Source organism: Gammaproteobacteria bacterium, from assembly GCA_035501935.1.
Classification (GTDB): domain Bacteria; phylum Pseudomonadota; class Gammaproteobacteria; order JAJPIJ01; family JAJPIJ01; genus JAJPIJ01.
Map to the genome: position 1 here is coordinate 1 of DATJVC010000030.1, position 13,186 is coordinate 13,186.

The following is a 13,186-nucleotide window of genomic DNA, read 5'->3' on the forward strand; positions in this document are numbered from 1 at the left end:
TGTCGCGACCTTCGTCGCGGAAGGCCTCGGCCATGGTCAACCCCGACAGCGCAACGCGCAGACGGTTGCCGGGCGGCTCGTTCATCTGGCCGAACACCATCGCCACCTTGGACTCCTTCAGATCATCCAGCTTGATGACGCCGGCCTCCGACATTTCGTGGTAGAAGTCGTTGCCCTCGCGGGTGCGTTCGCCGACGCCAGCGAACACCGACAGGCCCGAATGCTCCTTGGCGATGTTGTTGATGAGCTCCAGCATGTTCACGGTCTTGCCGACTCCGGCGCCGCCGAACAGGCCGATCTTGCCGCCCTTGGCAAACGGACAGATGAGATCGATGACCTTGATGCCGGTCTCCAGCAACTCGACGGACGGCGACAATTCCTTGAACTCGGGCGCCGCCTGGTGTATCGATCGCCGTTCGTCGGTCTTGACCGGGCCGCGCTCGTCGATCGGGCGACCGAGCACGTCCATGATGCGACCCAGCGTGCCGTGGCCAACCGGCACGGAGATCGGCGCACCGCTGTTGGTGACCTTCATGCCGCGGCGCAGACCGTCGGAGGAGCCCATGGCGATGGTGCGCGCCACGCCATCGCCGAGTTGCTGCTGCACCTCGAAGGTGAGTCCCAACTCGGCGAAGGACGCCTCGTCGCTTTTGTCCAGCGTCAGCGCGTCATAGATGTTGGGCATGTGCTCGCGCGGAAACTGGATGTCCACGACCGCGCCGATGCACTGCACTATGGTTCCGATACTCATGCTCGTCCCCTCAAAAGTAGAATGATGAATTCTTAAACGGCTGCGGCGCCGCCGACGATTTCCGACAGCTCCTTGGTGATCGCCGCCTGCCGTGTCTTGTTGTAAATCAGTTGCAATTCGCTGATGACGTTCTTGGCGTTATCCGAGGCGGCCTTCATCGCCACCATGCGCGCGGATTGCTCGGAGGCCATGTTCTCCGCCACCGCTTGATAGACCAGCGCCTCGACGTAGCGCACCAGCAGCTCGTCCACCACTTCCTTGGCGCCCGGTTCATAGATGTAATCCCAGCTGTAGGCGCGTTTCTCGGCCTCGGTCTGCGCCATGCGCTCCGCCGACAAGGGCAGCAATTGCTCGATCTTCGGTTCCTGCTTCATGGTGTTGATGAAATCAGAATAGGCGAGGTACACAGCGTCGAGCCTGCCTTCGCCGTAGGCGTCGAGCTGCACCTTGACCGCGCCGATGAGTTTCTCCATGTGCGGCTTGTCACCGAGCTGCGTCACCTGGGAAACCACATTGGCGCCGACGCGCAGCAGGAACTGCAGGCCCTTGGTGCCGATGGCGGTGCACGACCCCTCCACGCCGGCCTCCTTCCATTCGCGAAGCTTTTGCGCGGCGGCGCGCAGCACGTTGGTGTTCAGGCCGCCACAGAGACCCTTGTCAGTCGTCACCAGGATGAGCCCGGCTTTTTTCACCGGGCGCTTCACCAGGAACGGATGCCTGTACTCGGGATTGGCCTGGCTCAGGTGCGCGGCGATGTTGCGGATCTTGTCGCCGTACGGGCGGGCATGGCGCATGCGTTCCTGCGCCTTGCGCATCTTGCTGGCGGCGACCATCTCCATCGCCTTGGTGATCTTGCGCGTGTTCTGCACGCTCTTGATCTTGGTTCGTATTTCCTTGGTGCCTGCCATATCGGCTCTCTACCAGCAATTAATACGCGCCGGTTTTCTTGAAGTCCTTGATGGTCTCATGCAACGCGGCCTCGTCGTCCTTGCTCATCTCCTTGGTGTCCTCGATGCGTTGCACCAGTTTCGCCTGCTTGGACTTGACGTGATCCAGCAGTGCCTTTTCGAAGGCCTGGATCTTCTTGACGTCAACGTCATCCAGATAGCCGTTGTTGGCGGCGAACAGCGCCACCGCCAGCTGCCAGACCTGTTGCGGGTGGTATTGCGGCTGCTTGAGCAATTCGGTCACGCGCCGGCCGCGCTCCAGTTGCTTGCGCGTGGCTTCGTCCAGGTCGGAGGCGAACTGCGCGAACGCCGCCAGCTCGCGATACTGCGCCAAGTCGGTGCGGATGCCGCCGGAGAGTTTCTTGATGACCTTGGTCTGGGCGGCGCCGCCGACGCGCGATACCGAGATGCCGGCGTTGATGGCGGGGCGGATGCCGGCGTTGAAGAGATCGGTCTCCAGAAAGATCTGTCCATCGGTGATCGAAATCACGTTGGTCGGCACGAACGCCGACACGTCGCCCGCCTGGGTCTCGATGACAGGCAGCGCGGTCAGCGACCCAGTCTTGCCCTTGACGGCGCCCTTGGTGAAGCGCTCGACGTATTCGGCGTTGACGCGCGCGGCGCGCTCGAGCAGGCGCGAGTGCAGGTAGAACACATCGCCCGGATAGGCCTCGCGGCCCGGCGGCCGGCGCAGCAGCAGCGAGATCTGGCGGTAGGCCCAGGCCTGCTTGGTGAGGTCGTCGTAAATGATCAGCGCGTCCATGCCGCGGTCGCGGAAATACTCGCCCATGGTGCAGCCGGAATAGGCGGACAGATATTGCATCGCCGCCGAGTCGGAGGCCGACGCGGCCACCACGATGGTGTATTCCATTGCGCCGAATTCCTCGAGCTTGCGCACGACGTTGGCGATGGTGGAGGCCTTCTGGCCGATGGCGACATACACGCAGAACAGGTTCTTGCCCTTCTGGTTGATGATGGTATCCACCGCCACCGCGGTCTTGCCGGTCTGGCGGTCGCCGATGATGAGTTCGCGCTGGCCGCGGCCGATCGGCACCATGGAGTCGATGGACTTGAGTCCGGTCTGCACCGGTTCCGACACTGATTTGCGCCAGATCACGCCCGGCGCCACCTTTTCGATGACGTCCGTTTCCCTGGCGTTGATGGGGCCCTTGCCGTCGATGGGCTGCCCCAGCGAGTTCACCACGCGGCCGATCAGTTCCTTGCCCACCGGCACCGACAGGATCTGGCCGGTGCATTTCACCGTGTCGCCTTCGCTGATGTGCTCGTAATCGCCGAGCACCACCGCGCCGACCGAATCGCGTTCCAGGTTCAGCGCGAGGCCATAGGTCTGCTTGGGAAACTCCAGCATCTCGCCCTGCATGACGCCGGACAGGCCGTGAACGCGGCAGATGCCGTCAGTCACCGTGACCACGGTGCCCTGCGTGCGCAGGTCGGTCTCCGTGCCCAGGCCCTTGATGCGATTTCTGATCAGCTCGCTGATCTCGGAAGGATTGAGTTGCATAAAATGTAATCTCCTGAAAATCCCTTGTTCTTAAACAGACCGCTCAGGCCACCAGCGCCGCGCGCATGCGCTCCAACTGGCTGCTCACCGAACTGTCCAGCGTCCGATCCCCGACCGTGACGCGCACGCCGCCGATGAGACTGGCATCCACCTTCACGCCGGGCTTCAAGCGCACGCCGAATTTCTTTTCCATCGCAGCCACCAGCTCGCCGAGCTGGGCGTCCGACAATGGAAACGCGGTGACAATCTCGGCCTCCGCGGCGCCCTCGTGGGCGTTTTTGAATTCCTCGAAGGCATGCGCGATGGCGGGCAACAGGGTGAGCCGGTCATTGGTGATTAGCAGCCTCACGAAATTCTGCGCCTCCTGCGGCAGCGATTGCTGCATGGCCCCGGCAAATACGGCGTACAGCCGGTCGGCGGATACGTTGGGATCCCCGGCCACGGCGACCATCTCGGGATGCGCGGCGATCTGCGCCATCTCGCGCAACAGTTCCGACCATTCCGAAAGACGTTTTCCCTCCTGCGCGATGTGAAACAACGCATCGGCGTAGGGGCGGGCGAGCGTGGACAATTCGGCCATGCCGGGTCCCTACAACTGCGCCTTCAGACGGGTGAGCAGATCGGCGTGGGCCTGGGCGTTCACCTCGCGCTTCAAAATCTGTTCGGCGCCGGCCACGGCCAGTGCTGCCACCTGTTCGCGCAATGCCGCCTTGGCGCGCTCGACTTCCTGGGCGATCTCGGCCTTGGCGGCGGCCAGTTGCCGGCCGCCCTCGGCCCTGGCCTGTCCCTTGGCCTCTTCGATCAACCCGCCGGCGCGCTTGTCGGTCTCGGCCAGGATGTTCTGGGCCTGCGCGCGCGCCTCGCGCTCGATGACCTGGATGCGCGACTCGGCGTCCTTCAGACTGCGATTTCCCTGCTCGGCGGCCGACAGGCCGTCGGCGATCTTTTTCTGCCGCTCATCGATGGCCTTCATCAGCGGCGGCCAGACAAACCTGGCCGTGAACCAGATGAAGAGCGCGAACGAAATGGCCTGCGCGATCAGGGTGAAAGTAATGTTCATGACCGCCCCCTAATGGGTTCCGAACGCCGTCAGTGTGGGATCACGGACAACAGCGGATTGGCGAAGGCGAACATCATCGCGATGCCCAATCCGATGATGAACGAGGCGTCGATGAGGCCGAGCAGCAGGAACACCTTGACCTGCAGTTGCGGCATCAGTTCGGGCTGGCGGGCGGCGCCTTCGAGGAAGCGCGAACACATGATGCCCACGCCGACGCAGGCGCCCAGCGCGCCCAGACCAATCATGAGGCCGATGCCCACGCCGGTGTAGGCCTGTATCATCGCCAGAAATTGCATGTTTTCCATAGGACTTTCCTTTCTTGATTGAACCGTTTGCCGCCACCAAATCTCACGCGATCAGTGCCCCTCGTGCGCCATTGAGATATAGACGATCGTCAACATCATGAAGATGTAGGCTTGCAGGACCACGATCAGGATGTGAAAGATCGCCCAGCCCACCCACAGCGGAATGCTGAAGAAGATGCCGCCGATGCCCGTGGCGGCCCACATGCCGAGCAGCAGAAAAATGATTTCGCCCGCGTACATGTTGCCGAACAGACGCAGGCTGTGCGAGAGCGGCTTGGAGATGTATTCGATCAGGTTGAACAGCACGTTGGCGCACGCCAGCAGCACGCCGGCGATCCACTTCAAGGGGTTGATCGAGAGACCGACCATGCCGAAGGGCGCGCAGAAGATTTCGTGCAGGAAACCAGCCATGCCCTTGACCCTGACGGCGAAGAAGATCATCAGCAGCCACACCGACAGCGACAGCGCGAAAGTGGTGTTCACGTCGGCGGTCGGAACGACGCGAAAACCGTGCTCGGATATATGGTGAGTTCCCATCGATACCCAATCGGCGGGCAGAAAATCCATGGCATTCATCATCAGCACCCAGACGAACACCGTCAGCGCCAGCGGCGCCATGAATTTCATATCGTGGTGGAAGATGTCCTTGACCTGGTTGTTGACGAATTCGATGGCGAGCTCGACGAAGGCCTGGCGGCGATTGGGCACGCCCGCCGTCGCGCCCGCCACGATCCAGCGCATGAAACCGAAGGTCAGGATACCGAGGATGAGCGCCGTGATCAGCGTGTCGACATTCAACGCCCAGAACGCCCCGTTGCCGACCGGCTTGACCATGAAGGTCAGGTGATGGCCGATGTAACCGGAGGCCGTGAGCGCCTCTCCTGCCTGTTCCGCCGCCATGTTGTTTAAACTCTGCGTCAGCCGTTGACTACCTGTTCACTACATTTCGCGTGTCACCCACAAGGCCAGCCACTGCGCCTTCACCGCCAGCACCACGCCGGCCAGCACCGCCAACCACACCGGCTGCGGCTGGGCGAATTTCACCGCCACGGCCAGCAGCGCGATGGTCAGCGCCAGCTTGCCAAGTTCGCCGCCCAGCAGCACCGCCGCTGACACTCCACCCCGCAGCCTCATGCGCAAAATCAACCCGAGCGCGAACAGCATGTTCGGGAGCGCGACCGCGGCACCGCCGGCAAACGCCGACCTGGCACTCGGCTGGCCAAAAACCGCCCACGCAATCACCGCCACGAGTAGGACCACGGCCCACTGCAGTGCGACTGTGACCCACACAGCCGCTCCCCATTTCGCTCTTAGCATCCCGTCACAAACCTGATCGTTGGCTCAGCGGGAGGGCGATTCGGCGTCCTGGTAGACGCTCATCAAAGCCGGTGGATTGTAAATATCCCGGTGGGGGGCGTCAATAAAATTCAGCCCGGAATCACGCTAATCTTGAAGGCTGGCAAGGGGCCGGGGGCGGGTTATTTGATGCGCGCAAGGATGCCGTCCAACTCGTCCAGGGAATGATAATGAATGCGCAGTTCGCCCCTGCCCTTTTTGGTGTGGCGCAACTCCACGCGGGCCGCCAGCTTCTCGGCCAGTTCCTCCTGCAATTTGCGGATGTTGGGATCCGCCCCCCCGCCCGCCTTGGCCTTGCGTCCATCGCGGCGCCGCTGCCAGTCCTTGACCAGACGCTCCGCCTCCCGCACCGACAGTCCGCGCGTGACGATCTGATTGGCGGCCAGCGACTGTTGTTCCATCGCCAGCGCCAGCAACGCGCGGGCGTGACCCATCTCGATGTCGCCGACCTCCAGCATGCGTTTTACCGGTTCGGCCAGCTCCAGCAGCCGCAGCAGATTGGTCACCGCCGCGCGTGAACGGCCCACCGCCTCGGCCACATCCTGATGCGTCATGCTGAATTCACTCACCAGACGGGAGATGGCGCTGGCTTCCTCCAGCGCGTTCAATTCCTCGCGTTGAATGTTTTCAATCAGGGCGATGCTCGCCGCCGCCTGATCCGGAATATCACGAATGATGGCGGGGATGTCATGCAGGCCCGCGATCTGCGCCGCCCGCCAGCGCCGTTCGCCGGCGACCAATTCATAACGCCCCTGTTCCGTCAGTCGCCGCACCACCACCGGCTGCACCACGCCCTGTACCTTGATGGAGTCCGCCAGTTCCTGGAGCGTTTCGGTTTTCATGTCCAGCCGCGGCTGGTAGCGCCCGCGCTGGATGAGATCGACCGGCAGGGTTCGCATTTCATGATCGCCCACCCGTTCACCGGTGGTGGGTGCCTCCGGGGTCAACCCCAGCAAGGCATCCAATCCCCTGCCCAAACCGCGTTTCTTCACCGTTCGCTGCCCCCTATGACTGTGTCCACTGACTCGCCGCAGTGCAGGGACGCACTGCCATTTGCAATGACTTTTCCGTCATTGCAAATGGAGGAAAGCAAAAACCGCGTTTTTTGCTTTCCGAATTCTGAGAAGTTCAGGATGAACTTATTCAGAATATTAATGATATTCATGCCGGTTCGTGTCGCCGCAGCATTTCCCCGGCCAGCGCCAGATAGGCCACCGCACCACTTGAAGTTTTATCGTACAGCAGCCCGGGCATGCCATGGCTGGGCGCCTCCGCCAGCCGGACGTTGCGAGGGATGACCGTGTTGTACACCTTGTCGTCGAAATGCTTCAGCAGTTGCGCCGAGACCTGCGTGGCGAGGTTATTGCGCGGATCGTACATGGTGCGCAGCAGGCCTTCGATCTTGAGGTTCGGGTTCAGAATTTTTCGGATCTTCTCTATCGTGCCCACAAGGGCGGACAAACCCTCCAGTGCATAATACTCGCATTGCGTCGGGATGATCACCGAATCCGCCGCCACCAACGCGTTGACCGTAAGCATGTTCAGCGACGGCGGGCAGTCGATCAGTATGTAGTCGTAGTCCGGCGCAATCGGGGTCAACGCCGTGCGCAGCCGCAGCTCGCGTCCCAGTTCATCCAGCAGGCCGACCTCCGCGCCGGTCAGATCGCCGTTGGCAGGCAGCAGGTCGTAGCCCGCCTTCTCCAGCGTGATCCTGGCTTCCGCCACCAAAACATCATTCATGAGCACGTCGAAGGTGGAATAGCGCAGTTTGCCCTTGTCGGCGCCGCTGCCCATGGTCGCGTTGCCCTGTGGATCCATGTCCACCAGCAGGACGCGCCGCTTGGTGGCGGCAAAGGACGCGGCCAGATTGACGCTGGTGGTGGTCTTGCCTACCCCGCCCTTTTGGTTCGCCACCGCAAAGATTCTGGCCATGCGCGCCGTAATTTATTTATCCAGCTTGATCAGATTATTGCACAACCCGCTGGTCAACTTGCCTTGCGCTTCGATTTTGCCGCCTCAATCGCTTCTGCGGACTGCTTGATGCCCTCTTTTGATGCGTTGCAGCATCATTTTGACTGTTATCCGCTTGAAATATTTAAAGATAGTAGAACTATAAAATATATCCATATGATTTGTAGGTGTTTTATTTATTTTTGTTGCATGGCACAATGATTGCCTATTCAACAGTCAGAACACTTTTAAACAAACGGAAATACCGGCTTTGAGCGACGGCAAACACGCATTGGAGGTGCAGGATGAGGCGAATATCAGCTTCCGCCATCACCACTCGCGCGGCCATGACTGCGAGGGGTCTCTTTTTGCCTGTTGCTTTGGCATTCTCGCTCTGCACAGCGTCCCGCGCTGACGATATCGACGTCGAGAATCCACCGGGACAGATGGTGGATGTCGGCGGTTACCGGCTGCATATCGATTGCCGGGGTGAAGGCTCACCAACGGTGGTCATGGACGCCGGGCTGGGCGGCGTGTCGCTCGAATGGCTGCCTGTGCAACAGCCCCTTAGCCGGCACGGGCGTGTGTGCAGTTACGACCGAGCCGGCAACGGCTGGAGCGACCCCGGACCGCAACCGCGCACCGCGGCTGTGATCGTCGAGGAATTGCACACCCTGCTGTCCAACGCCGGGGTTCCCGGCCCCTATGTGCTTGTCGGCCATTCCTTCGGCGGTTACACGGCACAGCTTTTCGCCGAGCGTTATCCGAAACTGACCGCCGGGATCGTGCTGATTGACTCCTCGCACCCTGCCCAGGTGGCGCGTTTTCTCGCGCCGCCACTGCGCATGAACACCGCGCCGGGCAAGGACGTCGCGGGTATCGTGCTGGCCGGCGGGGTGCCCCTGCCTCCCGCCCACATGCCCGCTGAACTCCGACTGCCGACCCTGATGCTGATGTCGCAGCACAAGGCCCTCGTGACCGCGGCGCAGGAGTTTCTCTATTTCCGCGACAGCGGCGAAGAGGTGCGGAAATCCGGCAGGCTGCCGCCGGTGCCGCTGGTGGTGATCACCCGTGGCATTGCCGAGCGCAGCGCCAAAGACCCACGCGCGCCGATGATCGAATCGCTATGGCTGCAACTGCAGGACGAACTCGCGGCAAGGAGCCCGCGCGCCGTGCATTTGATCGCCACGCAGAGCGGCCATCACATCCATCTCGACCAGCCTGGGCTGGTCGCCGGCGCCATTGGCATGGTGCGCGATCTCGCGCGCCGGCAGGCCATGCTTTCTTTAGGACTGGCGCTCGCGGTCACGGACACCTCCCTGCCGGCGATCACCGGCGTGACCTGGCGGTCGGACACCCTGCACACCGCGCCGGATGGATTCTCGCTCGCGAACCTGCGCGGATTGCTGGCTGAGAGACGATCGCAGTCGGCGAATGCTGGCCCCTGGCTGGGCGTGGAGCATCCCCACGCGGTCGCCATGCAGCCTGTGTCTTACGATGGAATGTATTAGGCGTCGGTCTCCATGACGACAAGGTGCCGCCCGGCCTTGAGGCCGGGCACCTGCAGGCGATGAACAGTCGCGCGCATATCAGTGGGTAGCGCGGCCAGTTCAGCTTCTGGGCGCCGGCCCTTCATCGCCAGCCACAGACCGCCTGGGGCGAGCAGATGCCGCGTCTGCGCCACCAGTTCCGCCAGCGCACCCACTGCACGTGAAATGATGCAATCGAAGGGCTGCGCCGTCTGATAATCTTCCGCGCGCGCCTGTACCACCTCGACGTTCGATAGTTTCAACTCGATCTTCGCTTGCGTCAGAAAACGCGTCTTCTTGCCGTTGCTGTCGAGCAGCGTGCAATGCAGATCAGGTTTTGCAATCGCCAGCACCATTCCGGGCATCCCCGCGCCGCTGCCCACATCCAGCAATCGCGAGCCGCGCACGTAAGGCAACGCCGCAAGACTGTCGAGCAGATGCCGCGGCACCATGGCCCACGGGTCACGGATGGCCGTCAGGTTATACGCCTGGTTCCATTTCTCGAGCAACTTCAGATAATCCAGAAGCTGGAGTTGCTGCGATTCAGAGAGTGCCTGCGGCAGCGCCCTCAAACCGGCGGCCAGCTGGATTTTCTGATCGTGTTCCAGCGAGGTTTTCAGGCGGAGCGCTTTTTCAAGTGGACGAGCAGGAGCGAGACGGCAGCGGGGGTGATGCCGGAGATGCGCGAGGCCTGGCCGACAGTAGCAGGCCGGTAATCGCTGAGTTTCTGGATGACTTCATTGGACAGGCCGCGCACCTCGCGGTAATCGAGATCGGCGGGCAGGTGCGTTTCCTCGTTGCGGCGGGCGCGGGCGATTTCGTCCTCCTGCCGGTCGAGATAGCCACTGTACTTGGCCTGAACCTCCAGCTGCTCGATCACTTCGCGGTCGGTCAGCGCCTCGCCTGCGCCGGACAGGGTCATGAGATCGGCGTAATGGACATTCGGGCGTTTGAGCAGATCGGCCAGTGAACATTCGCGCTCGATGGCCTGGCCGAGCACGCGTTCAAGATCGGCGGGAGAGGTGGTTGCTGGTTTCACCCGGGTCGCATGCAGCCGCTGTTGTTCGCGATCGATCATTTCGCGCTTGCTCTCGAAACGCGCCCAGCGCCCGTCGTCGACCAGGCCCAGTTCGCGGCCTTTCGCCGTCAGGCGCAGATCGGCATTGTCCTCGCGCAGCATGAGGCGGTATTCGGCACGGCTGGTGAACATGCGATAGGGTTCCGAGGTGCCGCGCGTGACGAGATCGTCGATGAGCACGCCGATATAGCCCTCGTCGCGCCGCGGCCACCACGGATCCTGCATACGGACGCCACGCGCCGCATTGATGCCGGCGATCAGGCCCTGCGCGGCGGCCTCCTCGTAGCCGGTGGTGCCGTTGATCTGGCCGGCAAAGAACAAGCCGGGGATGTGTTTGGTTTCCAGCGACGGCTGGATGTCACGCGGATCGAAATAATCATATTCGATGGCGTAGCCGGGGCGGGTGATATGGGCGTTCTCGAAGCCGCGGATACTGCGCACGAGTTCATATTGCACGTCGAACGGCAGGCTGGTGGAAATGCCGTTGGGATAGACCTCGTGCGTGCTCAAACCTTCCGGTTCGACGAAGATCTGGTGCGAGGACTTGTGGGCAAAGCGCACGATCTTGTCCTCGACCGACGGGCAGTAGCGCGGGCCGACGCCTTCGATGGCGCCGCTGTACATGGGCGAACGATTGAGACCGGCGCGGATGATGTCGTGCGTGCGGCCGTTGGTGTGGGTGATGTGGCAGTGCACCTGTTGCGGATGCATGGCCGGCTCGCCCATGAAGGAAAACACCGGCATGGGCTCATCGCCGGGCTGCGCCTCGAATTGCGCGAAGTCAAGCGTGCGGCCGTCCAGCCGCGGCGGCGTGCCGGTCTTGAGGCGGCCCACACGCGGATGCAACTCCCGCAACCGTTTCGAAAGCGCATTGGCGGGCGGGTCGCCGGCGCGCCCGCCCTGATAGTTGGTCTCGCCAACGTGGATGCGACCGGCGAGGAAGGTGCCAACCGTCAACACTACCGCGGGGGCACGGAATTCAAGGCCCATCTGCGTGACTACTCCGGCCACGTGGCCGTTTTCGATAATCAAATCGTCCACGGCCTGCTGGAACAGCGTCAGATTCGGCTGCGTCTCCAGCGCGCGGCGCACGTACTGGCGGTAAAGCGCGCGATCGATCTGCGCGCGGGTGGCGCGCACCGCCGGCCCTTTGCTGGCGTTGAGGCGGCGGAAGTGGATGCCGCAGTGATCGGCGGCGAGGCCCATGAGCCCGCCGAGGGCGTCGATCTCGCGCACCAGATGGCCCTTGCCGATGCCGCCGATGGCGGGATTGCAGGACATCTGGCCCAGTGTCTCGATGCTGTGAGTGAGCAGCAGCGTGCGCGCGCCCATGCGCGCCGCCGCCATCGCCGCCTCGGTGCCGGCGTGGCCGCCGCCGACGACGATGACGTTGAATTGTTCCGGGTGAAGCATAAAATGACGCGGTTTTCCGTTGTCAGCCCAGGGCGGTCATTATAATCCGACTCGCGTCTCCTCCAGGAAACATCCCAGATGCTTACGCTCTATGGCTCTCCCGGCTCCCGTTCCACCCGCGTCGCCTGGGCGCTGGAGGAAATCGGCGCCGAATACGATTACATCAAGATCAATTTGCGGCGCGGCAGCCAGTACAGCCCCGCGTATCTCGCCATCAATCCCGCCGGCAAGGTCCCGGCGCTGGTCGATGGCGGATTCGTGCTGACGGAATCCGCCGCGATCTGCACCTATCTCGGCGAGAAATATCCGCAATCCGGACTGGTACCGCCGGCCGTCGATTCACAGATCCGCGCGGATTTTTTCAAATGGATATTTTTTGTGATGACGGAACTGGAACAACCATTGTGGACGCTTTGGAAGCATGAAGCCGTGCTGCCCATGGACAAACGGCTGCCGCAGATCGCGCCGACCGCCCAGTGGGAGTTCGCCGCGGCGGCGCGGATACTGGCCCTGCGGCTGGATCGCCGCGAATACCTCGTCGGCGACGGCTTTACCGCGGCGGACATCTTCGCCGCGGAGACGCTGTCTTGGGCGCGCAACGCCAAGGTCGCACTGGGTCACGCCGCGCTGGAACGCTACGCCGATGCCGTACTGGCGCGGCCGGCGCATCTGCGCGCCCGCGACCGCGAACGACGTCTGACACCTTTCAAACAATAACCCGCCGCGACGGCGTCACGCCGTGGACAAACCGAGGTGGCGTGTCTTCAGTTTGACGTAATAGTCGGCCGAGTATTCCAGCATTTCCTGCTCCCGATCGGTGAGCGCGCGGATTTTCCTCGCCGGCGCGCCAACCCAGAGGTGCCCACCCTGCAAATGCCTCCCCGCCGGCACCAGTGCGCCCGCGCCCAGCATGACGCGCGGCTCCAACACCGCGCCGTCCATGATGGTCGCCGCCATGCCGATGAGGCAATAGTCGCCGACTACGCAGGCATGAAGAATGGCCCGGTGGCCCACGGTCACGTGATTGCCGACGGTCAGCACGAATCCGCCCGGCGTATAGGGGCCGTCGTGGGTGGCGTGCAGCACCGCGCCGTCCTGGATGCTGGTGTACGTGCCGATCACGATGCGGTTGACGTCCCCGCGCGCGACCGCCGTCGGCCACAGCGAGGAATGATCGCCGATCGCAACGTCGCCGATCACCACCGCCGCGGGATCAATGTAGGCGGTCGAAGCGATGACCGGTGTTTTGCCTTCAAAGGCCCGCAGGGCCATTCC

Annotated in this window: 15 protein-coding genes; 2 read left to right on the forward strand and 13 right to left on the reverse strand. The window is 62.6% G+C overall.

All coding sequences use genetic code 11. The features are described from left to right. The 10 genes from VMH34_07790 to VMH34_07835 all read right to left on the reverse strand — a co-directional run. Positions 1-751: F0F1 ATP synthase subunit beta (locus VMH34_07790; protein HTT08676.1), on the reverse strand; the 751-nt coding region annotated here is incomplete at its 3' end. 32 nt (positions 752-783) lie between these two features. After that, a complete protein-coding gene (gene atpG, locus VMH34_07795; protein HTT08677.1) occupies positions 784-1,659 on the reverse strand; it encodes a F0F1 ATP synthase subunit gamma in 876 nt (291 codons plus the stop codon). A gap of 19 nt (positions 1,660-1,678) precedes the next feature. Then, positions 1,679-3,220, reverse strand: a complete 1,542-nt coding sequence (atpA, locus tag VMH34_07800) for a F0F1 ATP synthase subunit alpha (protein HTT08678.1) — start codon at positions 3,218-3,220, stop codon at positions 1,679-1,681. A 43-nt stretch (positions 3,221-3,263) separates the two neighbouring features. Then, entirely contained in the window at positions 3,264-3,800 is a 537-nt protein-coding gene (locus VMH34_07805; protein HTT08679.1) for a F0F1 ATP synthase subunit delta, read from the reverse strand. Between the two features lie 9 nt (positions 3,801-3,809). After that, a complete protein-coding gene (locus VMH34_07810) occupies positions 3,810-4,280 on the reverse strand; it encodes a F0F1 ATP synthase subunit B (protein HTT08680.1) in 471 nt (156 codons plus the stop codon). Between the two features lie 29 nt (positions 4,281-4,309). Beyond that, the gene (gene atpE / locus VMH34_07815; GenBank protein ID HTT08681.1) at positions 4,310-4,585 is read right to left on the reverse strand and encodes a F0F1 ATP synthase subunit C; all 276 of its coding nucleotides are present in this window, start codon (positions 4,583-4,585) and stop codon (positions 4,310-4,312) included. A gap of 51 nt (positions 4,586-4,636) precedes the next feature. After that, positions 4,637-5,485: a F0F1 ATP synthase subunit A gene (gene atpB, locus VMH34_07820; protein ID HTT08682.1), complete on the reverse strand. Its 849-nt coding sequence runs from the start codon at positions 5,483-5,485 to the stop codon at positions 4,637-4,639. A gap of 39 nt (positions 5,486-5,524) precedes the next feature. Continuing rightward, positions 5,525-5,875, reverse strand: a complete 351-nt coding sequence (locus tag VMH34_07825; protein ID HTT08683.1) for an ATP synthase subunit I — start codon at positions 5,873-5,875, stop codon at positions 5,525-5,527. 188 nt (positions 5,876-6,063) lie between these two features. Then, positions 6,064-6,933: a ParB/RepB/Spo0J family partition protein gene (locus tag VMH34_07830; GenBank protein HTT08684.1), complete on the reverse strand. Its 870-nt coding sequence runs from the start codon at positions 6,931-6,933 to the stop codon at positions 6,064-6,066. A gap of 169 nt (positions 6,934-7,102) precedes the next feature. After that, positions 7,103-7,873 (reverse strand): ParA family protein, encoded by a 771-nt coding sequence (locus tag VMH34_07835; GenBank protein ID HTT08685.1) that lies wholly within the window; start codon positions 7,871-7,873, stop codon positions 7,103-7,105. A gap of 386 nt (positions 7,874-8,259) precedes the next feature. Between VMH34_07835 and VMH34_07840 the strand changes: the two genes are divergently transcribed. Beyond that, the gene (locus tag VMH34_07840) at positions 8,260-9,402 is read left to right on the forward strand and encodes an alpha/beta hydrolase (GenBank protein ID HTT08686.1); all 1,143 of its coding nucleotides are present in this window, start codon (positions 8,260-8,262) and stop codon (positions 9,400-9,402) included. Here the strand turns inward: VMH34_07840 and rsmG are convergent. Together rsmG and mnmG are read right to left on the reverse strand one after the other, a co-directional pair. Continuing rightward, a complete protein-coding gene (rsmG, locus tag VMH34_07845; protein ID HTT08687.1) occupies positions 9,399-10,028 on the reverse strand; it encodes a 16S rRNA (guanine(527)-N(7))-methyltransferase RsmG in 630 nt (209 codons plus the stop codon). The two genes, VMH34_07840 and rsmG, sit on opposite strands and share 4 nt — an antisense overlap. A gap of 8 nt (positions 10,029-10,036) precedes the next feature. Then, entirely contained in the window at positions 10,037-11,911 is a 1,875-nt protein-coding gene (gene mnmG / locus VMH34_07850; GenBank protein ID HTT08688.1) for a tRNA uridine-5-carboxymethylaminomethyl(34) synthesis enzyme MnmG, read from the reverse strand. A gap of 78 nt (positions 11,912-11,989) precedes the next feature. Here mnmG and VMH34_07855 point away from each other — a divergent pair, with 78 nt between their 5' ends. Then, complete coding sequence (locus VMH34_07855) at positions 11,990-12,628, forward strand: glutathione S-transferase family protein (protein HTT08689.1); 639 nt, start codon at positions 11,990-11,992, stop codon at positions 12,626-12,628. Between the two features lie 15 nt (positions 12,629-12,643). Here VMH34_07855 and VMH34_07860 read toward each other — a convergent pair whose 3' ends face one another. Further along, complete coding sequence (locus VMH34_07860) at positions 12,644-13,183, reverse strand: gamma carbonic anhydrase family protein (GenBank protein HTT08690.1); 540 nt, start codon at positions 13,181-13,183, stop codon at positions 12,644-12,646. Positions 13,184-13,186 lie beyond the last annotated feature (3 nt).

Excerpts from the sequence above, each read along its gene's own strand:
- atpG (HTT08677.1), bottom strand. The coding sequence starts at position 1,659 with ATGGCAGGCACCAAGGAAATACGAACCAAGATCAAGAGCGTGCAGAAC.
- atpA (HTT08678.1), bottom strand. The coding sequence starts at position 3,220 with ATGCAACTCAATCCTTCCGAGATCAGCGAGCTGATCAGAAATCGCATC.
- VMH34_07805 (HTT08679.1), bottom strand. The coding sequence starts at position 3,800 with ATGGCCGAATTGTCCACGCTCGCCCGCCCCTACGCCGATGCGTTGTTT.
- VMH34_07810 (HTT08680.1), bottom strand. The coding sequence starts at position 4,280 with ATGAACATTACTTTCACCCTGATCGCGCAGGCCATTTCGTTCGCGCTC.
- atpE (HTT08681.1), bottom strand. The coding sequence starts at position 4,585 with ATGGAAAACATGCAATTTCTGGCGATGATACAGGCCTACACCGGCGTG.
- atpB (HTT08682.1), bottom strand. The coding sequence starts at position 5,485 with ATGGCGGCGGAACAGGCAGGAGAGGCGCTCACGGCCTCCGGTTACATC.
- VMH34_07835 (HTT08685.1), bottom strand. The coding sequence starts at position 7,873 with ATGGCCAGAATCTTTGCGGTGGCGAACCAAAAGGGCGGGGTAGGCAAG.
- mnmG (HTT08688.1), bottom strand. The coding sequence starts at position 11,911 with ATGCTTCACCCGGAACAATTCAACGTCATCGTCGTCGGCGGCGGCCAC.
- VMH34_07855 (HTT08689.1), top strand. The coding sequence starts at position 11,990 with ATGCTTACGCTCTATGGCTCTCCCGGCTCCCGTTCCACCCGCGTCGCC.
- VMH34_07860 (HTT08690.1), bottom strand. The coding sequence starts at position 13,183 with ATGGCCCTGCGGGCCTTTGAAGGCAAAACACCGGTCATCGCTTCGACC.